This window comes from Elioraea rosea (assembly GCF_007644105.1).
Classification (GTDB): domain Bacteria; phylum Pseudomonadota; class Alphaproteobacteria; order Acetobacterales; family Acetobacteraceae; genus Elioraea_A; species Elioraea_A rosea.
The window spans coordinates 17,554-37,624 of record NZ_VFAC01000038.1; the positions used below are offsets into that span (position 1 = coordinate 17,554).

General features: G+C 68.6%; 14 protein-coding genes and 1 pseudogene. 10 read left to right on the forward strand and 5 right to left on the reverse strand.

What is annotated here, in order from left to right; all coding sequences use genetic code 11:
• Positions 1 to 37: 37 nt before the first annotated feature.
• From asnB to FIF60_RS17825, 4 genes are read left to right on the forward strand one after another with little or no spacing between them, the layout of a single operon-like run.
• The gene (asnB, locus tag FIF60_RS17810) at positions 38 to 1,972 is read left to right on the forward strand and encodes an asparagine synthase (glutamine-hydrolyzing) (protein ID WP_144299639.1); all 1,935 of its coding nucleotides are present in this window, start codon (positions 38 to 40) and stop codon (positions 1,970 to 1,972) included.
• A 7-nt stretch (positions 1,973 to 1,979) separates the two neighbouring features.
• Positions 1,980 to 2,354: a DMT family transporter gene (locus tag FIF60_RS17815; protein WP_144299640.1), complete on the forward strand. Its 375-nt coding sequence runs from the start codon at positions 1,980 to 1,982 to the stop codon at positions 2,352 to 2,354.
• A complete protein-coding gene (locus FIF60_RS17820; protein WP_144299641.1) occupies positions 2,354 to 3,343 on the forward strand; it encodes a glycosyltransferase family 2 protein in 990 nt (329 codons plus the stop codon). The genes FIF60_RS17815 and FIF60_RS17820 overlap by 1 nt, the downstream gene beginning before the upstream one ends.
• Positions 3,340 to 4,368, forward strand: a complete 1,029-nt coding sequence (locus FIF60_RS17825) for a polysaccharide deacetylase family protein (protein ID WP_144299642.1) — start codon at positions 3,340 to 3,342, stop codon at positions 4,366 to 4,368. Before FIF60_RS17820 ends, FIF60_RS17825 begins: the two co-directional genes overlap by 4 nt.
• On the opposite strand, the gene FIF60_RS17830 is transcribed toward FIF60_RS17825, so the two are convergent.
• Positions 4,358 to 6,007 (reverse strand): glycosyltransferase family 39 protein, encoded by a 1,650-nt coding sequence (locus FIF60_RS17830; protein WP_144299643.1) that lies wholly within the window; start codon positions 6,005 to 6,007, stop codon positions 4,358 to 4,360. The two genes, FIF60_RS17825 and FIF60_RS17830, sit on opposite strands and share 11 nt — an antisense overlap.
• Positions 6,008 to 6,114: 107 nt before the next feature.
• Here FIF60_RS17830 and FIF60_RS17835 point away from each other — a divergent pair, with 107 nt between their 5' ends.
• Positions 6,115 to 7,602 (forward strand): UbiA family prenyltransferase, encoded by a 1,488-nt coding sequence (locus FIF60_RS17835; protein WP_144299644.1) that lies wholly within the window; start codon positions 6,115 to 6,117, stop codon positions 7,600 to 7,602.
• On the opposite strand, the gene FIF60_RS17840 is transcribed toward FIF60_RS17835, so the two are convergent.
• Complete coding sequence (locus FIF60_RS17840) at positions 7,565 to 8,692, reverse strand: GNAT family N-acetyltransferase (protein ID WP_144299645.1); 1,128 nt, start codon at positions 8,690 to 8,692, stop codon at positions 7,565 to 7,567. The two genes, FIF60_RS17835 and FIF60_RS17840, sit on opposite strands and share 38 nt — an antisense overlap.
• A 69-nt stretch (positions 8,693 to 8,761) precedes the next feature.
• Between FIF60_RS17840 and FIF60_RS17845 the strand changes: the two genes are divergently transcribed.
• The gene (locus tag FIF60_RS17845; RefSeq protein ID WP_158639284.1) at positions 8,762 to 9,499 is read left to right on the forward strand and encodes a YdcF family protein; all 738 of its coding nucleotides are present in this window, start codon (positions 8,762 to 8,764) and stop codon (positions 9,497 to 9,499) included.
• Between the two features lie 47 nt (positions 9,500 to 9,546).
• On the opposite strand, the gene FIF60_RS17850 is transcribed toward FIF60_RS17845, so the two are convergent.
• From FIF60_RS17850 to FIF60_RS17860, 3 genes are all read right to left on the reverse strand, one after another.
• On the reverse strand, positions 9,547 to 10,473 hold the full coding sequence (locus FIF60_RS17850) for a replication protein RepA (RefSeq protein WP_144299647.1): 927 nt from the start codon (positions 10,471 to 10,473) through the stop codon (positions 9,547 to 9,549).
• Positions 10,474 to 10,891: 418 nt separating this feature from the next.
• Positions 10,892 to 11,302: a hypothetical protein gene (locus FIF60_RS17855; protein WP_144299648.1), complete on the reverse strand. Its 411-nt coding sequence runs from the start codon at positions 11,300 to 11,302 to the stop codon at positions 10,892 to 10,894.
• A gap of 13 nt (positions 11,303 to 11,315) precedes the next feature.
• Positions 11,316 to 11,990, reverse strand: a complete 675-nt coding sequence (locus FIF60_RS17860) for a ParA family protein (protein ID WP_144299649.1) — start codon at positions 11,988 to 11,990, stop codon at positions 11,316 to 11,318.
• A gap of 181 nt (positions 11,991 to 12,171) precedes the next feature.
• Between FIF60_RS17860 and FIF60_RS17865 the strand changes: the two genes are divergently transcribed.
• From FIF60_RS17865 to FIF60_RS17880, 4 genes and pseudogenes are all read left to right on the forward strand, one after another.
• Positions 12,172 to 13,128 (forward strand): recombinase family protein, encoded by a 957-nt coding sequence (locus FIF60_RS17865; protein WP_144299650.1) that lies wholly within the window; start codon positions 12,172 to 12,174, stop codon positions 13,126 to 13,128.
• A 71-nt stretch (positions 13,129 to 13,199) separates the two neighbouring features.
• Positions 13,200 to 13,790, forward strand: coding sequence for a D-sedoheptulose 7-phosphate isomerase (locus FIF60_RS17870; RefSeq protein ID WP_204251241.1), 591 nt, complete (start codon positions 13,200 to 13,202; stop codon positions 13,788 to 13,790).
• A gap of 366 nt (positions 13,791 to 14,156) precedes the next feature.
• Positions 14,157 to 17,774: a carbohydrate-binding domain-containing protein gene (locus FIF60_RS17875; protein WP_144299651.1), complete on the forward strand. Its 3,618-nt coding sequence runs from the start codon at positions 14,157 to 14,159 to the stop codon at positions 17,772 to 17,774.
• A 238-nt stretch (positions 17,775 to 18,012) separates the two neighbouring features.
• Positions 18,013 to 20,071: pseudogene (locus tag FIF60_RS17880) on the forward strand (hypothetical protein); the annotation flags it as partial.

Below are 20,071 nucleotides of genomic sequence, written 5' to 3' on the forward strand. Positions count from 1 at the left end.
GCGCCGTCTCCGGCGTCCGGCTCGGGAGTGGTGTGTCATGTGTGGCGTCGTCGGCCTGTTCCATCCGCTCGACCCGAGCCTTCCGGAGGAGGCGGCGCTGCGGCGCATGGCCGAGGCGATCCGCCATCGCGGCCCGGACGGCGACGGGTTTCACGTGGAACCGCATGTCGGGTTCGGCCACAGGCGGCTCGCCATCGTCGACCTCGAGGGCGGCGTCCAGCCCATGGCGACGGAGGACGGCGCGGTCACCATCACCTTCAACGGCGAGATCTACAACCACCTCGCCCTGCGCGCCGAGCTCGAGAAGGCGGGGCACCGGTTCCGTACCCGCTCCGACACGGAGGCCATCCTGCATGGCTGGCGGCAGTGGGGACCGGGCGTGGTCGAGCGGCTCACCGGCATGTTCGCCTTCGCCCTCTGGGACCGCACCAAGGGCGAACTCCTGATCGCCCGCGACCCGCTCGGCGAGAAGCCGATGCATCTCGCCTGGCTGCCGGATGGGCGGCTCGCCTTCGCCTCGGAGCTTGCCGCCCTGCTTACCCTCCCCTCCCTTCCCCGCGTGCTCGACCCCACCGCGGTCGAGGACGTGCTGGCGCTCGGCTACATCCCCGATCCGGCCACGATCTACGCCAAGGTCCGCCGCCTCAGGCCAGGCCATGCCCTGCTTCTCCGCCGCGGCGACGCCGCACGCCCCGAGCCGCGGCGGTACTGGGCCCCGCCAACCCATGCCGCGGCGGCTCCGGCCGATGCGCCCGCCCTCCTCGCCACGATGCTGAAGGAGGCGACGCGGGCGCGGCTGATGTCGGACGTGCCGCTCGGCGCCTTCCTCTCGGGGGGCATCGATTCCGGCACGATCACCGCCCTTGCCTCGCTTGCCCGCCAGGAAGCCGGGCAGGAGCGGCTCGCGACCTTCACCATCGGCTTTCCCGGCGAGGATGACGAGCGGGAGGCCGCCGCCCTGGTCGCCTCGCGCTACGGCACGCTGCACCACGCCGAGGCGGACGAGACCGACTACGTCGCCGCCGCCCGCGACCAGGCGCGGCTCTTCGGCGAGCCCTTCGCGGACCATTCCTCGGTGCCGAGCCTCTCCGTCTGCCGGCTCGCCCGGCGCCACGCCACCGTGGCGCTCTCCGGCGACGGCGGCGACGAGGTGTTCGCCGGCTACCGCCGCTATCGCTGGCACCTGCTCGCCGAGGCGGTGCGGCGGAAGATCCCCGCCCGCGCGCGGCGGCACGTGATCGGCCGCCTCGCCCGGGCCTACCCCAAGCTCGACCGGGCGCCGAAATGGCTCCGCGCCAAGACGACGCTGACCGAGATCAGCCTCGACAGCGCGCTCGGCTACTACAACACGCTGGTGCGCTGCACCGACGACCGGCGCCGCGCCCTGCTCTCCTCCTCTCTCCGAGCCGCGCTGGACGGGCACGACCCCTCCGCCCGCTTCCCCGCGCTGATGGCGGAATGCGACCCGGGCGACCCGCTCCTGCAGGCCCAGTACGCCGATGTCGCGACCTGGCTTCCGGGCGACATTCTGGTCAAGACCGACCGCACCTCCATGGCCGTCTCGCTCGAGGTGCGGCCGCCCTTGCTCGACCCGGCCCTCGTCTCCTGGGGCATGGCGCTGCCGGCCGCGCTCAAGATCCGCGGTGCCCAGGGCAAGGCGGTGCTGCGCGATGCCGCCGCCACGCTCCTGCCGGCCGAGCTGATGACGCGGAAGAAGACAGGCTTCGCAACCTCGCTGACCGGCCAGCTCCGCGCGAAGGCACCGGTCCTGCGCGAGCGCCTGCTCGGCCCCGCTTTGCTCGACAGCGGCTGGTTCGACCGCGAGGCGCTGGCGCGGATGATCGACGAACACGCGTCGGGCCGGCTCGACCATGCCCAGCCGCTCTGGACGCTGCTGATGATCGAGGGGTTCCTGCATGCCCGCGAGGACCAGGACGAGGGCAGATCCCGCCCCGAGGCGATGGTTGCGTAGGGCCGCGATGCCGCTTCCCGTCCTCGCAGCGATCGTCGCGAGCGTGCTGCTCTCGGCGCTCGCCCAGATCGCGCTCAAGGCCGGTATGACCCGGCCCGCCGTGACGGACGCGCTCGCCGCCGGCGCGCCGGGGCCGATCGCGCTAGCTGTCGGCACCGAGCCACTCGTGCTGGCGGGCCTCGCCCTCTACGGGTTTGGCATGCTGATCTGGCTGTTCGTGCTGTCGCGCATCGACGTCTCGCTCGCCTACCCCTTCGTGAGCCTCGGCATCGTGGTGACGATGGGGCTCGGCTATCTAGTGTTTGGTGAGGTCGTCTCGGTGACGCGCGCCCTCGGCGGGGCGCTGATCATCGGGGGAATCCTGGTCCTCGCGGCGGGCTAATGGAGGGCACCCGTCATCCGGGCGAAGCAACCCCCGAAAACGCCCCCGGCTCGGCGCTGAAGGTCAGCGTCGTCATCCCCGCCTACAGGGCGGCGGACCTGCTCGACATCGCGATCGGCTCGGTGGCGCGGCAGACCTTCAAGGATTTCGAGGTGATCGTCGTCGACGACGCGAGCCCCGACGACACAGAGACCGTGGCGCGCCGGCTGCTCGCCGAGCACGGACTCGTCCACACAGTGGTGCGGCAAGCTGTCAACGGCGGGCCGGCTGCCGCACGCAACCGCGGCGTCGCCCTGGCACAGGGCGAGTACGTCGCCTTCCTCGACGCCGACGACGAGTGGCTGCCCGAGAAGCTCGCCCGCCAGGTCGCGCTGATGGACGCCGACCCGGCGATGACCCTCTGCGGCTGCCAGGCCGACTGGGTCGACATCAACGGCGCGCTGATCCGCCCCCTCTACGAGAACCTGCCAGACCGGCTGGATGACGGCTGGAAGCTCTTGTTCTGGAACTGCTACGTCGCCACCCCCTGCGCGATGGCGCGCCGCCTCGACCTCGGCATCGCGCCCTTCGACACCAGACTCCGCGTGGGCGAGGACCGCGACCTCTGGATCCGGCTCGCGAGCAACGGCCGGGTCGGGCTCGTACAGGAGAAGCAGGTCGTCATCCGCACCTCTCCCGGCAGCTTCATGGCCCGGCACGCGACGCTCGTGCTCGAGGACACGCTGCCGATGATCCGCCGCCACATCGTCGCCTTCTCCGACACGCTCTCGCTGCGCACTCGGATGCGGGCGATCGGGATGCTGCACAGCCAGATCGGCAAGAGCCTCGACGGCGTGCCGGGCCAGTACCTCACGAGCGTCTCGCATCTCGCCCGGGCGGTGCTGCTCGGCTACCGGCCGTTCGACAGCCTGCGCCAGATCGTGCTGACCGCCCCGCTAGTCCGCACCGTCAAGGAGCGCGTCAAGGCACGGCTGCAGAAGCCCGCATGAGCGCCGGCTTGCCCTTCGAACTCGCCCCGACGCGGGGGTTCGACCGCCCGTTGCTCGGCGTCGTGCTCGACACCGAGGAGGAATTCGACTGGTCGGCCCCGTTCTCGCGCCGCAACCGGGGCGTCAACGGCCTCGCACACCTGCACAAGGGGCATAAGATCTTCCGCCGCTACGGGCTCACGCCCGCCTACCTGGTCGATCATCCGATCGTGGCCGACCCGCGCGCGGCGGAGGTGTTCGGCCCCTGGCTCGCGGCCGGGGAGTGCCTCGTCGGCGCGCAGCTCCACCCCTGGGTGACGCCGCCCTACGAGGAGGTGGTCTGCCCCTACAACTCGTTCCCCTGCAACCTCGAGCCGGACCTCGAGCGCCGCAAGCTTGCGACGTTGACGGAGGCGATCACGACCACGCTCGGCGTCGCCCCGCGCATCTACAAGGCTGGCCGCTACGGGCTCGACATCCGCCGCGAGGAGATGCTGCTCGCGCTTGGCTACACGGTCGACACCTCCGTGATGCCGTTCCGCGACTTCTCGGGCCTCGGCGGCGGGCCGAACTTCTTCGGTTTCCCCGACCAGCCCTTCTGGCTCGGCCCCGACCGGGTTGGCGCGGAACGGCGCGTGCTCTACCTGCCGGTGAGTCAGTCCCTCGTCGGGCCGCTGCGCTTCGTCCGCGAGAGCGGCGCGGGCCGGCGGATCTTCGGTCCCCTGTCCTCACGGCTCAGACTGCCCGGCCTGCTCGCTCGGCTGCACCTGCTCGAGCGGATCATGCTCACGCCCGAAGGCGTCGCGTTCGAGGAAATGCGTCGCCTCGTGGATGCCCAGGTCGCGGACGGGCGGATGGTGTTCACCCTCTCGATGCACAGCCCCTCCTTCATGCTGGGGGGCACGCCCTACACGCGGTCGCCGGCCGATCTCGACACGCTGCTCGCTACGATCGACCGGTTCCTTGACTACTTCTTCCATGAACTCGGCGGCATCGCGACCGACCCCTTGAGCCTTCGCGCGCAGCTAATCGCGGTCAGGGTCTAGCCTCTCCCTCGATCCGGCGGCCGATGATCGGCAGGTCGATCGTGAAGCTCGGCGGGCGGGGCTTCACCTCGCCGCGGATCCGGTAGAGGCGCAGTTCCCTGTCCTCGGTCGGCACGTTCGCCACCACCGGGATGCGGCCGATCTCCTCGAAGCCGGGGCCGTCGAGCACGTGCTGCAGCCGCGCCATCGCCGCGAGATCGGTCCAGAAATCCCGCTGCGCCACCACCACCGACACGCCGAGGTCACGGATACGCTCCAGGATCTCCTCCTCCGTATCCTCCCGCTGCCCGACGCCGAGCTCGCGCCGCACCGCGACGGTCAGCAGCAGCTTGTCGGCCCGCGCCGTATAGAGGTCGGGCCGGCCGGAGACGGTGCGCATGCTGAAGACGAAGCTGCCGTCACGCTTGCCGGAGAACAGCACGGTCGAATCGGGCGGGGCGAGCGCCGCGACCCGCCGGGCCGCCTCCTCGTAGCCGTCGACGCGCGGGACCGCCTCCGTCGCCACCGTGAGCGCGACGAGCGCGGCACCGGCGCCGGCGGCAAGCGCCGGGCCCTGCGCCCTCCCCGCGAGCCCGGCGAGCCAGACAAGGCCGCAGGCGATCCAGGCGGCGATCGGGACGAGCAGGATCACCCCGTGCCGGGCCTCCTTCAGCTCGATGAAGGAGAGGGCGAGGTAGGAGACGACGACCCAGAGCACGAGCATCGTCCGCTCGCCCCGCCGCCACGCCCCAGCCCTGCCGAGAAGGCTCGCGACGAGGCCCAGGCCGGCGAGCGCGAGCGGCAGCCAGCCCAGCATCCCCGGCAGCGCGCGGGCGTACCAGACCCAGCCCTCCAGCGTTTTCCGCGAGGCTGCGGTGTCGACGATCTCGACGACGGACTGCACATTCGCTTGGCCGAACTGCAGCGTGAGCAGCACGAGCGGGGCGAGCCCCGCGAGGAACAGCAGGGCCGCGAGCCAGACCCGACGCTCCGCCAGCATGCCGAAGCCGCGGGCGCGGAGCAGCAGCAGCGCCAGCGCGGGGATGGCGAAGATCATGCTCACCTTGGTGTAGAGTGCGGCGAGCAGGACGGCGGCGGCGAGGAATAGCGACGCCGTGCCGGCTGTCCTCCCATGCCGCACCGCGAACACGGCCGCCCAGACGAGCCAGCAGAGGGCGGGGATCTCGAGCATCACCTGCCGGCCCCAGAGCGCGATCTCGGGCAGGCCGAGCAGCACGAGCGCAGCCGCGAGCGCCCCGAGCGGCGGCAGCCAGGCGAGTGCGAGCGCGTACATGCCGACGCCGAGCCCGAGTAGATGCAGCGCCACCATCCCTTGCGCCACCGCGTGGCTCTCGCCGAACAGCAGGAAGGCAGGCGCGGAGGTGACGTAGAAGAGCGGTGGATAGAACAGGATCGTCAGCGCCGGGTACTGCGCGTACCAAGCGAAGGCGAAGCCCTTGGGGTCGCCGACCGGGAGCTCCGTCAGCGCGTCCTTGAGGAAGATGCCGTTCAGCCCATGCCGCGGCGCATCGCTCCACCAGAACGCGCCGTGCAGCGGGGATGTCGCATAGAGCGCCACGACGGCGAGAGCGATCACCAGAACAGCGAAAATATTATGTGTCGCGTACCATGGAGCGGGCGGGGTTTCGGCATCCGTCATGGGCGGGGAGATACTGGAAAAGGCTTACGTTTTCATCCTCTGTAAGCCGATGATGCTGGATATCCTTCGCCTCCGCGCATTCCAGGCCCCCTGACGCAGCCGATCCGATGCACGACGCCCCATCCCCTGCTCCGGCCCCTCCCCTGGCGGTCGATCTCGACGGCACGCTCGTCCAGGGCGACACGCTCTATGAGCTGTTCTTCGCCTGCCTCAGGCGGCGGCCGCTGGCGCTGCTGCTCGTCCCGCTCTGGCTGCTGGAAGGCAAGGCGGGACTGAAGCGGCGGCTCGCCGAGGCGATCGACCCGCGCGGCCTCGTGCTGCTCTACCACGCCCCGGTGATCGACTGGCTGAAGCGGGAACATGCCGCGGGCCGGCGGATCGTGCTCGCCACCGCCGCCGACCGCGCCGTGGCCGACGCGGTTGCCGCCGAGCTCGGCCTGTTCGAGAGCGTGCTCGCGACCGAGGCCGGCCACAACCTGCGCGGCCGCTCCAAGGCCGATGCCCTGGTCGCGCGGTTCGGACTCCACGGTTTCGACTATGCCGGCAACGACAGTCACGACCTGGCGGTCTGGGCGGTGGCGCGGCGGGCGGTCGTCGTCGCGCCCGACGGTGCTGCGATCATCTCCCGCGCGAGGGCCGAGGCCCGCGAGGTCGAGCACATCGCCGTCGCCGGGTTCTCGCTCCGCGCGGTGCTGAAGGCGATGCGGCCGCACCAATGGGCGAAGAACGTGCTCGTCTTCGTCCCCCTCGTCGCGGCGCACCGCTTCACCGAGCTTCCCCTGCTACTCGAGGCGACGGCCGCCTTCCTCGCCATGGGGTTCGTCGCCTCGGCCGGCTACGTGGCGAACGACCTGCTCGACCTGCAGGCCGACCGGGCGCATCCCCGTAAGCGCCGCCGCCCCCTCGCCTCAGGCGCGCTCGCCGTGCCGCACGGGCCGCTGCTTGTGGGCGGGCTCCTGGCCGCGGGCCTTGCGATCGCCGCCGCCGTCTCGGCCGCACTCGCGCTCTGGGTGCTGTTCTACCTCTGCCTGACGTTCGGCTACTCGCTCTGGCTCAAGCAGAAGGTGCTGATCGACGTCTTCGTGCTGGCCGGGCTCTACACCCACCGCATCCTCGCCGGTGCCATCGCCACCCTGATCGCACCTTCGTTCTGGCTGCTCTCGCTCTCGATGTTCTTCTTCCTGAGCCTCGCGATGCTGAAACGCTACTCGGAGCTGATCGACCTCGCCCGCGACGCCGCCGAGCGGGGCGCCACAGTCAGGACCCGCGGCTACCGGGCCGAGGACACCGACACGCTCATCAGCCTCGGCGCGGCGAGCGGGTTCTCGGCCGTGTTCGTGCTCGCCCTCTACATCGACAGCCCCAACGTGCGCGCGCTCTACCACACGCCCGAGATCTTCTGGCTCTGGTGCCCGCTGCTGCTCTACTGGCTGAGCCGGATGTGGGTGGGCGCCCGCCGCGGCGTGATCGACGACGACCCGCTGGTGTTCGCCCTGCGCGACCGGATCAGCCTGCTCGTGCTTGGCCTGATGGTGCTGCTCGCGGGCCTTGCCGCGGTCATCGACCTTCGCTGCCTGCTGCTCGGGCGCTGCTGAGGCGGGTGCCGAGCCGGGCGCGAAGGCGCCGCGCAAGGCCTGCCGCGCCGGCCTGCGCCCAGCCGAGGGCGCCAGGGGCGGCAAGATCGGCCCAGGCGAGGTCGGCACTCTCCGTCGCCAGGCTCCGCTTGTAGCGGTCATCGCCGGCGAGGAAGTCATAGGCCACGTCTCCCCCGGCCAGGCTGCGCTCGATCGCCAACACGTGCAGCGTCAGGCCCGGCTTCTCGTGGCCACCCTCCGCGGCCGCCACCAGCCCGCTCTGATAGGCCGAGACACGCCCGCGGAGGCGGAGATTGTAGAGGTATCCCACCACATCGCCGCCTGCCGACAGCCGGAGCAGGTCGAGTTCCCCCCGTGCCAGGGCCTTGGCCGTAAGGGCGGCATGGAAACGGCGCGCGAAGGGCCCGGCGAAGGCGCCCGGCTTGCCGCGCCGCCGCCACGTCTCGCCATGGAGATCCATCAGCGCGGTAAGCCAAGCCTCGAGCGTGGTTGGGCTTATGGCATGCTCGAGGGTGAGGGGCCCGCGGCGCTCGTAGCGCCGGATCGAGCGGGTGACCTGGTAGCGCGTGTTGCTGCTCAGTCGTGCGCGGTACCCCCCTTCCTCGCGGCGGATCGCGGCGAGGTCGACCCAAGGCGCAGCCCGTTCCTGAAGGCGCAGGAGATGCCCCCCGGCCCTGGAAACGAGGGCGGGCGGCACGCCGCTGAGCACGAGATGCCGTGCTCCAGTCTCGGCCCAGGCAGCAGCGAACAGGAGAGCGAGGATACGGTCCCGCTCTGCCCCGGCGGCGGCGACGAGAGGCGCGTTGTGCTCGATGAACGGCGCATCCAGCAGGGGGGCGCCACTGGCGCCGAGATGGAGGGTACGGCCGCGGCGGTTGAACAGCGCAAGCCCAACCGTCTCGCCGGCGCGGGCCGCCTCGATCACCACCGGGGCGGGGAAGCGTTCCTCGAACAGGCACCCCATCCACGTCCAGGACTGGAAAAACGAGAGGTCCGGAACGGCTTCCTCGAGCTTGCGCCAGCGTGCTGCAAGGCTGGCCTTTTCGGGAAACACCGAAAGCCGGATATCCAGTGACGCCTCGTCTCTCACCCTGCCCTATCCTGCGCCGCCCCATGCTGCATGCGGGCCTTCCTGGCCCGCCTCCGAAGGGAGTCCTCCGTGTCGCTGCAATCTCTTGCAGCCGCCCTGCTGCTGCCGCCGCTGCTGTTCGTACTGGTCGCCTTGGCCGCGCCTCTGCTGATGCGTCGACGGTGGTGCGTCACGCTACTCGTCATGGCCAGCATGGTAGGTGTTCTGCTCCTTGCGACCCCCTTCGTCGCGGGTAAGCTGCGTACCAGTCTCGAACGGCATGTGGTCGGGGCGATCCCATCCGGCAGCGACCCGAGAGCAATTGTCATCCTTGCGGCCGAGGCAGCACCGCTTGCTGATGGCGGCATCGTCCCTGGACCGCTCTCGCTTGAGCGACTGGAGGCTGGCGCCCGCCTCGCCCGCCGTGCAGGCCTTCCAGTGCTGATCACGGGAGGCCCGCTGTCTGCAGACGCGCCTCCAATCGCTGAAGTCATGGCGGGGACACTGAAGGAGGTGTTCGGGATCATCCCTCGTTGGGTCGAGACCGCGGCCCGAGACACCGCAGAGAACGCCCGCAACAGTGCCGCGCTGTTGGGCCGTGAGGGTATCTCCGCAGCTTATATTGTAACCCATGGTTGGCATATGCCTCGAAGTGTCGAAGCTTTCGGCAGAACTGGTCTGGTCGTTTTTCCCTTTCCGACGCGCATTAGCCGCAACCCAGACGGGCGCGTAACTGATTGGATTCCCCGCCCGGACCACCTCGCTGAGAGTTGGTTCATGATCCGCGAATGGGCGGGCCTGGTCCTGTATCGGCTTCGCGACGGGTGATCCCTCAATCGTGGGGGGCGTCAGTAGAGTCCCCTCCCCGGCCCCCTCTATCCCAGGCCGAGGCGGCGGGCCTCCTGCCGCGGCACCGCCGGGCTCGACGGGTAGAGGGTGATGCCGTTCTGGTCCGGCTCGACATGCGCTTCGGGGTAGACCGCAAGGGCGAGCTTGAGCGCCTCGAGGAAGGTCGGCTTGATCTGGCGGACGAGCTTGAAGCCCGCGCCGAACTGGCCGTGGATCGCCGCCCAGCTCACCACGGTGGGCTTTGCCAGCGAATGCAGCCGGTAGGCGAGCCAGATATAGACATCGATCGCGAGGCTTCGGGTGCTGATCGCGCGGATCGCCTCCTCGCGCACCGGCACGGGGTGCTCCTTCAGCGACCGCCAGAACCCGTCATCGAGCCTCACCTTGTCCTGCCAGAGCGAGGGCTGGTCGTTGTCGATGACGCCGGCAAACGAGATCGCGTCCTGCACGAAGGCGCCGTTGTGGCGCGCCTCGCCGCCGTTCCTCTCGGTGAAGAAGGTCAGCCTGCAGGCCGAGATGCGTCGTGCCTGCTCGGTCACCAGCTGATAGGTGCGGCCGCCTGTGGTGAGCGACATCCGCCCCATCCAGCCTTTCATCGACCGGCCGAGCTCGACTTCCGGCGACCCGGTGCGGACCGCCTCCGTCTGAAGGTAGAGAAGGATCAGCCGCGCGAAGGAACCGTAGGGCACACCGACCAGGTTGCCCCGCCTGTCGCGGCCGGACTCCACGAGAAGGGTCGTGCGGTGCCCTTCCCTGCGCCAGAGCGTTTCCTCGATGCGCTTGTGGGGGAGCGAGGTCATCGCAAAGCCGGCATGGGTGATGCCGAGCCTGCTTTCGTCTTCGCCGAGCAGGGCGGCTGCGGCCTCGATCGCCAGCCGCTCGTTTTTCGTCGTCGCGAGCGCCTTTGCTCCTTCGACGCCATGTTCGTGGATCAGCCGATGAACCTCGCCCATGGGCCGACAGATGACGCCCGGATGCCCCGAAAGCGCAATGGTGGACTTTACTGACGGGGCTATTGGGAAGGTATTTGGGGTTGGTTATTAGACTCGTCAGTAAAGTCCCCTGGATAACCGCGAGTCGCGTCAGCAGGGTCCACTGTACCCGTCAGCAGAGTCCTCGGGATATCTCGCCTCCGTTGTGGATAACCGACGCGGCCAGGAAGGGGACAGGGGCGTCAGTAGAGTCCACTCCCCTGTCGACTCGGGTCTCCCCCGCCGTCCCGTGTTTTCCCGCGATCGCCCGGCTTCTCCCAGCCTCTTCCTGGGCTTCTTCCTGGCGACGTCACTCCCCGCTTTCCTGAAATCGGGGGTATGATTTCCATCCATCGCCGTCTTTCGGGCTTTCCGGTGTCTACTGTTTCCCGAAATTATCCTAGCCCTTGCCGCGCTTGCGCTCGTCGAGCAGGTCGTCGTCGCGCACCTCGACCCCGGCTAGGCGGAGCGCGAACAGCACTTGGTTGCGGATGGTGATGCCGCTCTCGGCGTAGCGGCGGCGGAGCTGGCGCAGAACGTAGTCGGGCACCTTGGTCGAGAGCGCCACCTCGGGCGCCGTCCGCCGCGAGGGGCTGCGCGCCTCGGCCTTCGCAGCGATCAGCTCGGCCCCCGTCTCGGCATTGATCGCGCGCACGCGCCCCGAGGCGACCGCCTCGCGCACGGCATCGGGGTGCTCGAGGCTCTCTGCGAGCCCGAAGCGCGGGTCGTCCGGCGCCGTGCGCGGCGTGCGTGCGGGAGCGGGCAGGGAAGCGGCAGGAGGAAGTTGCAGGCCGGGGCGGCGCTGGGTCATCGGACGGTCTCCCTCACGCCGCGGCCGTGTCGGCCGACGCCGTCTCGAGCAGCGCCATCAGCTCGTCGAAGATCGCGGCGAAGTTCTCCGCCGCGTTGCCGCCTCGCTCGTGCAGCGGCGGAACCCAGCCCGCGTAGCTCATCTCCTTCCAGACCGTGCGGTCGCCGAAGGCGGCGGTGAGAACATGCGCGCCTTCCTTCCGATAGGCTTCGCGCAGGAAGGCCTCGACGCGCGGGCGCACGGCGCCCGAGGCAGTGCGCACCATCAGCACCGCGCGCGCGATCCGCCGCCGCGCGATCGCCTCCGCTTCCTCGACCTGGCGCCAGGTCTCGATGCCGCCGCGGAAATCCTCCTCGCTCATCTGCGACGGAACGACGACGAGATCGGAGAGCGCCATCGCCACCTGCGTGTCGTTCGTCGCCGCGCCCATCAGGTCGATCACCACCGTGTCGGCGCGGGAGGCGAGCTCGCGCACCAGGGTGGAGACGCGGTGCTGCTGGTCGGGCGCGGCCACCTCGACGGAGGCGAGCTCGGGGATCGAGGCGAAGAATCGCCCCAGCGGGCGGTTCGGGTCGAGGTCGAGGGCGGCGACGGAACTGCCGCGCGCCACCAGCTCGGCGACGGTGCACTTGGCGAGCGTGGTCTTGCCGCTGCCGCCCTTGACCTGGGCGAAGGTGATGATGGCCATGCGCCCTCCAGGGCTTTACGGAAATCCGGGAAACAATGAACACGGCAAGCGCGATTCGCGGCAAGCCGGAAAACCGTATTTCCGTATTTCAGGAAACAAGACAATTCCCTGCGACGCGAGAGGCGAAGGTTTCAGAAACAGCATGCTGTTCAAACGATCGTTTTTTGCTCACTCTTCACGAATGAACAGGCTGATCGGCTACGCGCGGGTCTCCACAGGCGGGCAGGACCTCGCCGCCCAGCGTGCCGCGCTCGCGGCCGCCGGCTGCGCCGAGATCGTCGAGGAAACCGGCTCCGGCGCGACACGGGCGAGGCCGGCGCTTGCCGCGCTGCTTGGCCGGCTCCGCCCCGGCGATACGCTCGTGGTGGCGCGGATCGACCGCCTTGCCCGCTCTCTCGCCCATCTTCTCGAGGTGATCGGGACCCTCCGGGGGAAGGGGGTGGGGTTCCGCTCGCTCGGCGACCCGATCGACACGGCCGGGCCCTCCGGCACGCTGGTCCTGCAGATCCTCGGCGCGGTGGCGGAGTTCGAACGGGCGCTGATCCGCGAGCGCACCCTTGCCGGGCTCGCCGCCGCCCGGGCGGCGGGGCGGGTGGGCGGCAATCCGCGGCTCCGCGCCCGGGAGGCGGAGGCGATCGCGCGCCTTGCCGAGGGAAGGCGGGCGGCAGCGCTCGCCCGCGCCATCCCCGATGCCGAGGCGTGGATCGGCACGGTGCGGCGCCTGCGGCCTGCCATGCCGTGGGCGGAGGTCGCTCTGGCGGTGAACGCCGCCCTGCCGCGCGGCGCGCGCCCCTTCACGCCCGAGCGGCTGAAGCGTCTTGCCTGCCGCTTCGCCGCCGAAGGGCTTCTCGACCCCGTCCTGCTCTCCCCTGCCGCGCGCCGCCGCCGCGGGGGAGGGGAGGGGAGGCGGGCCGTGGAGATGGCCGCCGCCGTGCTGCGTGGCAGGCCCGGGTTGAGCCTTGCCGCGCTCGGCGAGGAACTGGTGCGTCTCGGCGTCGTCCCGCCGCGCGGCGGCGGGGCCTGGGCGCCGTCCTCGCTGAAATCCCTGCGCGACCGAGCCCAGGCGTCGGGTTTGCTCGTCGTATCGACGCCTCCCCCAGCAGGCAGAGAAAGGGCGATGGAAAAACAGAGGGGTTAACGGTGCACGCCTGGGCCGCTATGGAGCGCAGTGTTTAGAGTGCTGTCGAAGAGTCACGGGTCTCCTTGCAAATGGCTGGCGCACGATTCATCGTTGAAAGCGTACGCGCGGCCGCCGCGCTGTTTGAGCGGATGGCGAACGATGAGCGGCTCTGCGCTGACACGGCGGCAGCAGCCGAAATCCTGGTTGCAGCGATTCGAACAGGCAACAAGCTCCTGATCTGCGGCAACGGCGGCAGCGCGGCGGACGCGCAGCACTGGGCGGGCGAGCTCGTGTCGCGCTTCCTCTACGACCGCCCCGGCCTGCCCGCGATCGCGCTGACGACCGACAGCTCGATCATGACAGCGATCGGCAACGACTACGGCTATGAGCGGCTGTTCTCCCGCCAGGTCGAGGCACTCGGCACCAAGGGCGACGTGCTGTTCGCGCTGTCGACCTCTGGCCGCTCGCCCAACGTCATCGCCGCCCTGAAGGCGGCGCGCGAGAAGGGCATGGTCACGGTCGGCTTCACCGGCGAAGGCGGCGGGGACATGCCGCCTCTCTGCGACATCCTGCTGCGCGTTCCCTCTGCCGCCACACCGCGAATCCAGGAAGGCCACGAGGCGCTCGGCCACGCGATCTGCGCCCTCGTCGAGGCGACGCTGTTTCCGCGCGGCGGTTGAGGGCGGATCGGCGGGGCCAATTCAAACGTCCCGGCCGGCGCGGAGTTGCGCCATCGGCCCGCTGCTGACGATGGTGTGAACGCCCAGACGGCAGAGTCGCGGGCGCCAGCGGGTAAATCTTCTGCTAGGGCTCACCTAAGGCGTGCATACGCCTGCCTGTCCCCCACCCGCCGGCCGCGTCCGCGGCCGGACCTGACCCGAGGCTGACACACTGACTGCATTCGAACTGCCGCGCTTGTCCCGGCTCAATCCTCTTGTGTCGAAGCATCTCAAAATAGAGATAACACACTTTTGCCACGCTTCTGTCTCGCTGCGAAAGGTCTGCCTCGAAATCCGAACGTCTTCGATACAACTGGGAGTGTGAGAATGCCCACCTCGATCATCCTGCAGAATGCAGGGGTTTCCACCCTGGCAGCCGGCGTCACGACGCTTGGCCAGGTGTTCAAGCAGGGTGACCTGTCCGCCGGCCAGGCGCTCGTCGCCCGCATCGGCAATGCGTCGGTGCCCGTGCAGGTCGATGCCAAGACCAGCCACGCCGACGGCTCGATCAAGATGGCGGTGCTGTCCTTCGAGCGCCCCACGCTTGCGGCCGGAACCTCCGTCGAGGTGGCGCTGACCAAGGCCCAGGCCCCGGCCGCCCAGAAGCCCGTCGATCTCGCCGCCATCTCCTCCCAGCACAGCCTCGTCGTCGAGATCGTGCCCGACCAGGGCAAGGCGACCCGCATCGATGTGCTCGATGCGCTGAGGAAGGCGCTCGACAAGGGCGACGCCTCCGTCTGGCAGAAGGGGGCGCTCGCCACCGAGGCGCGGGTCGAGGTCGACCTCCCCGGCTCGATGCGCGCGGCCTTCGACGTCACCGCCTACAAGGACGGGCAGATCTCGGTCGATGCCCTGTTCCGGAACGACGGTGCGATGGGGGCCACGGGCGGCCGCGTCGACTACACCGCCAAGGCCACGCTCGACGGCAAGGTGGTCCTGTCGGAAAGCGTCAGCCAGGCGCAGTACCAGAACTGGAACGCGAGCTTTGCGACGAGTGAGGCGCATGGCGGGCAGGGGCTCGGCGATGCGTCGGCGGGCTGGCTGAACATCCGGCACGACGTGGCGTACCTGAAGGAGACGGGGGCGATCGCGAACTACGATCTCTCCATCCCGGTGTCGCAGACGACGTTGGCAAAGTACGGCACAGCAATCGCGGCGGAGGGGTGGGGCGATCCGCTGGCGGCGAACGGCGTGTACCAGTACATGCCCGGTACGGGTGGTCGTCCTGATCTTGGGTTCACGACCGAGCACAATGTGAACTGGCTTCTGTCGGGCGACGCGCGTGCGGCGGAGTACGCGTTGGGTCAGGCGGAGGCGGCCGGTGCGGTGCCGTGGAACTTCTGGGACAATGCCAACGGCACCTGGCTCAACACGGACAATTACCCAAAACTGTGGACCGACCCGCGCGGCGGAACGGGGAAACCCGGGGATGCGAACTCAGGCGGGCTGACGCAGCAGCGTCCCACCGACACTGGCTGGACACCAGATGTGGCGCATCAGCCCGACCTGTCGACGGTGCCGTATCTGCTGACGGGCGAGCGCTGGATGCTGGACAACCTCCAGGCCCAGGCCTCGGCGGCGATCATGGGCACCTATCCGATCTCGCGCCTTGGAGGCGAGGGTATCGTGACGAACGGGGGCCAGGTACGCGGCTCTGCTTGGAACCTACGGCAGGTCGAAAACGCTGCCTGGCTCAGCCCCGAGGGCAGCGCGGAAAAAGTCTATTTCGAGGAGGTGATCCAGAAGAACTGGGACTGGCTCGTCTCGAAGCTCCCGGAATGGACGACCACGCAGGGCGAAGCGCACGGGTACATCCCGGGCGAATACCGCGAGGCAGGCGGCTTGGCGCCGTGGCAGCAGGACTACTTCGCCGGCGTTGCCATCATCTCCGCCAACCGAGGCAACGAGGAGGCCAAAGCCGTCCTCGACTGGATGTCGAACTTCCTCGTCGGACGGTTCACCGCAGGCGACGAAGGCCTCTCTCCCAAGGACGGTATCGCCTACAGCTTTTCAAATGCAGATCCGATCACTCGCGTCCCCTACAAGACTTGGGAGGAGATCGGCACCGAGATGATTTCCAGAGGATGGTCGCTCACTCTGGGAACCAAATGGGAAACCAGCGCCAACGAGTATGGCCGCTTGGCCCTTGCTACCCTCGCCGGACTCCACGACCTGACCGGCGACCCCGGGATCGCCGAGGTCTACCGTTCATTTCTTGCACTGAACCCTCCTCTGACCGACGAGGCCTCGTACATCAAGAACCCCACCTACGGCATCACCATCCCCGACATCTACGACGTCTTCAATCCTCCCGGCGCGACGCCGAACCCGGTTCCTCCTCCGCCCCAGCCGACCCCGACGCCGGTTCCGCCCCCCGCTCCCGCGCCTGAGCCGGCGCCAGTGCCAGAGACGCCTGCGGGCGTGCCGAAGCCTGTCTCGGCCAAGCTCCTCGAGGGCAGCAGCAGGGGCGATACGCTCTCCGGCGGCGCGGGGGGCGATATTCTGATCGGCCGCGGCGGCGCCGATGAGCTCACCGGCGAGGGCGGGGCGGATACCTTCATCCTCGCCACTGGTGCAGGGGCAGATCTGATCACCGACTTCACCTTGGGGCAGGACCGCATCCTGTTCGACGGTGTCGATCCCGCCTCGCTTCTCGTCCGTGCGACCGTCAGGCAGGACATCTCGGGGCTTCTGATCACCTACGGCACGGCGGGAGATAGCGTGTTCCTGCAGGGCGCGGGCCGCCTGGCGAAGGGCGATCTCGTCTTCACCAGCGGGGAAGCCACCACCGCTTCGGCCACCACAACTGCCGCTGCCACCGCTTCTGCCACCACCGCTGCCAGTGCCTCGGCGGCAGCATCCTCGGCCTTCGCCCCGCGCTCGACCACGATCGGCTCCGGCCCGGATACGCTGGTGCTGAATATCGCGCAGGACCAGTGGCAGGGCAGCGCCCAGTACCAGGTCTTCGTCAACGGCAAGGCATTCGGCGGCACGCTGACCGCCTCGGCGCTGAAGTCGAGCGGGCTGTCGGACACGCTGACGCTGAAGGGCCAGTTCGGCGCCACCAACACCGTCGAGGTCCGCTTCCTCAACGACGCCTGGGGCGGTTCCTCCGCGACCGACAGGAACCTCTACGTCACCGGCGTGTCGATGAACGGCGTCGAGGTGCCCGGGGCCAAGGCCAGCCTTGCCACCACGGGCGCGGAGCGATTCTCGATCGCCAAGGCGGCCGGCGCGAAGGAGCAGAGCTTCGGCTCCGGCCCCGATACGCTGGTGCTGAAGGTCGCGCAGGATTTCTGGCAGGGCCCGGCGCAGTACACGCTCTCGGTGGACGGCAAGAAGTTCGGCGGGACGCTCACTGCCTCGGCGCTGCGCGATGCGGCCGTGCCCGACACGATTACGCTGAAGGGCGACTGGGACGACGCATCGACCCTCTCGGTGAGCTTCCTCAACGATGCCTGGGGCGGCAGGGCGGGGGCGGACCGCAACCTCCTCCTCCTGGGCGTGACGCTGAACGGCGCCGATCTCGGCATCAGCACGACGCTTGCGACCACGGGAACGAAGAGCTTCTCGCTCGCCGCCCCGGCCTCCCTCCCCGAGCCGGTCTTCGCAAAGCTCCTCGAGGGCGATGCGGGGGCCAACACGCTTCGCGGTGGGGCGGGGGACGACATCCTCCGCGGCCGGGCCGGCAGCGACGCCATGACAGGCGGCGGGGGGGAGGACACGTTCATCCTCGGCCGCGGCGATGGCAATGACCGGATCTCCGACTTCGTCTCCGGAACCGACAGGCTGTTCTTTGAGGGGATCGCGGCGGAAGCGGTACGGGCGGCGGCGACGACGGTCGGCGGCGTCTCGGGAACGCTGGTCGCCTACGGCAATCTCGGCGACACCGTGTTCCTCGCCGGGGTGACGAAGCTCGCAGAGGGCGACCTCGTGTTCGGCTGAGCCGACTGCCTGTTTGTCTTCTTCAAGCGACATTGTTTCGACGGCCGGACTATGCTGAGACGCTCTCTCTTTAAGAAAAGATAAGGTCATTCGCAGTTTAGAACGATTACGTATTATGTTTATGGTGTATATTACTGTTTTTTAATTCAAAAGATTACTCTTTGTTAGTATTATTAAGGATTTTGTTAAAATTACTATCGCACGCTCTGGGGATCGCCGTCCCAATACGGAGGTCCCCATGGTGGAGGCACTGCCCCCGAGCGTCGTTAGTCTTGTCGTTCAGAATTCTGGTGCTGGAGCACTGTCCGGCGGTGTAACAAGCGTCGGCCAGATATTTCAAGCGGGGGATTTGCCTGCCGGGTCTGGGTTGGTCGCCCGGATCGGCTCGGCCATGGTGCCGGTCCAAGTGGATGTGAAGACGACGCATCCTGACGGCTCGGTCAACATGGCGGTGCTGTCGTTTGAACGCCCCCCATTGACAGCGGGGTCGAGTGTTGAAGTGGTGTTGGAGAGAGCACCAGCGCCGTCTGGGCACGGCGTGGTGGATCTGGCGTCCGTGTCTGCGAAGCATAGTTTCGTGGTGGAGTTGGCGCCTGTTGGGCAACCAAAGATCACCATCGATGTGCTCGATGCGCTGAGGAAGGCGCTCGACAAGGGCGACGCCTCCGTCTGGCAGAAGGGGGCGCTCGCCACCGAGGCGCGGGTCGAGGTCGACCTCCCCGGCTCGATGCGCGCGGCCTTCGACGTCACCGCCTACAAGGACGGGCAGATCTCGGTCGATGCCCTGTTCCGGAACGACGGTGCGATGGGGGCCACGGGCGGCCGCGTCGACTACACCGCCAAGGCCACGCTCGACGGCAAGGTGGTCCTGTCGGAAAGCGTCAGCCAGGCGCAGTACCAGAACTGGAACGCGAGCTTTGCGACGAGTGAGGCGCATGGCGGGCAGGGGCTCGGCGATGCGTCGGCGGGCTGGCTGAACATCCGGCACGACGTGGCGTACCTGAAGGAGACGGGGGCGATCGCGAACTACGATCTCTCCATCCCGGTGTCGCAGACGACGTTGGCAAAGTACGGCACAGCAATCGCGGCGGAGGGGTGGGGCGATCCGCTGGCGGCGAACGGCGTGTACCAGTACATGCCCGGTACGGGTGGTCGTCCTGATCTTGGGTTCACGACCGAGCACAATGTGAACTGGCTTCTGTCGGGCGACGCGCGTGCGGCGGAGTACGCGTTGGGTCAGGCGGAGGCGGCCGGTGCGGTGCCGTGGAACTTCTGGGACAATGCCAACGGCACCTGGCTCAACACGGACAATTACCCAAAACTGTGGACCGACCCGCGCGGCGGAACGGGGAAACCCGGGGATGCGAACTCAGGCGGGCTGACGCAGCAGCGTCCCACCGACACTGGCTGGACACCAGATGTGGCGCATCAGCCCGACCTGTCGACGGTGCCGTATCTGCTGACGGGCGAGCGCTGGATGCTGGACAACCTCCAGGCCCAGGCCTCGGCGGCGATCATGGGCACCTATCCGATCTCGCGCCTTGGAGGCGAGGGTATCGTGACGAACGGGGGCCAGGTACGCGGCTCTGCTTGGAACCTACGGCAGGTCGAAAACGCTGCCTGGCTCAGCCCCGAGGGCAGCGCGGAAAAAGTCTATTTCGAGGAGGTGATCCAGAAGAACTGGGACTGGCTCGTCTCGAAGCTCCCGGAATGGACGACCACGCAGGGCGAAGCGCACGGGTACATCCCGGGCGCCTACGGCGCGGCAGGCGGCTTGGCGCCGTGGCAGCAGGACTACTTCGCCGGCGTTGCCATCATCTCCGCCAACCGAGGCAACGAGGAGGCCAAAGCCGTCCTCGACTGGATGTCGAACTTCCTCGTCGGACGGTTCACCGCAGGCGACGAAGGCCTCTCTCCCAAGGACGGTATCGCCTACAGCTTTTCAAATGCAGATCCGATCACTCGCGTCCCCTACAAGACTTGGGAGGAGATCGGCACCGAGATGATTTCCAGAGGATGGTCGCTCACTCTGGGAACCAAATGGGAAACCAGCGCCAACGAGTATGGCCGCTTGGCCCTTGCTACCCTCGCCGGACTCCACGACCTGACCGGCGACCCCGGGATCGCCGAGGTCTACCGTTCATTTCTTGCACTGAACCCTCCTCTGACCGACGAGGCCTCGTACATCAAGAACCCCGCCTACGGCATCACCATCCCCGACATCTACGACGTCTTCAATCCTCCCGGCGCGACGCCGAACCCGGTTCCTCCTCCGCCCCAGCCGACCCCGACGCCGG

Excerpts from the sequence above, each read along its gene's own strand:
- FIF60_RS17860 (WP_144299649.1), bottom strand. The coding sequence starts at position 11,990 with ATGGCCATCATCACCTTCGCCCAGGTCAAGGGCGGCAGCGGCAAGACC.
- FIF60_RS17855 (WP_144299648.1), bottom strand. The coding sequence starts at position 11,302 with ATGACCCAGCGCCGCCCCGGCCTGCAACTTCCTCCTGCCGCTTCCCTG.
- FIF60_RS17850 (WP_144299647.1), bottom strand. The coding sequence starts at position 10,473 with ATGGGCGAGGTTCATCGGCTGATCCACGAACATGGCGTCGAAGGAGCA.
- FIF60_RS17815 (WP_144299640.1), top strand. The coding sequence starts at position 1,980 with ATGCCGCTTCCCGTCCTCGCAGCGATCGTCGCGAGCGTGCTGCTCTCG.
- FIF60_RS17820 (WP_144299641.1), top strand. The coding sequence starts at position 2,354 with ATGGAGGGCACCCGTCATCCGGGCGAAGCAACCCCCGAAAACGCCCCC.
- FIF60_RS17825 (WP_144299642.1), top strand. The coding sequence starts at position 3,340 with ATGAGCGCCGGCTTGCCCTTCGAACTCGCCCCGACGCGGGGGTTCGAC.
- FIF60_RS17835 (WP_144299644.1), top strand. The coding sequence starts at position 6,115 with ATGCACGACGCCCCATCCCCTGCTCCGGCCCCTCCCCTGGCGGTCGAT.
- FIF60_RS17830 (WP_144299643.1), bottom strand. The coding sequence starts at position 6,007 with ATGACGGATGCCGAAACCCCGCCCGCTCCATGGTACGCGACACATAAT.
- FIF60_RS17865 (WP_144299650.1), top strand. The coding sequence starts at position 12,172 with ATGAACAGGCTGATCGGCTACGCGCGGGTCTCCACAGGCGGGCAGGAC.
- FIF60_RS17875 (WP_144299651.1), top strand. The coding sequence starts at position 14,157 with ATGCCCACCTCGATCATCCTGCAGAATGCAGGGGTTTCCACCCTGGCA.
- asnB (WP_144299639.1), top strand. The coding sequence starts at position 38 with ATGTGTGGCGTCGTCGGCCTGTTCCATCCGCTCGACCCGAGCCTTCCG.
- FIF60_RS17870 (WP_204251241.1), top strand. The coding sequence starts at position 13,200 with ATGGCTGGCGCACGATTCATCGTTGAAAGCGTACGCGCGGCCGCCGCG.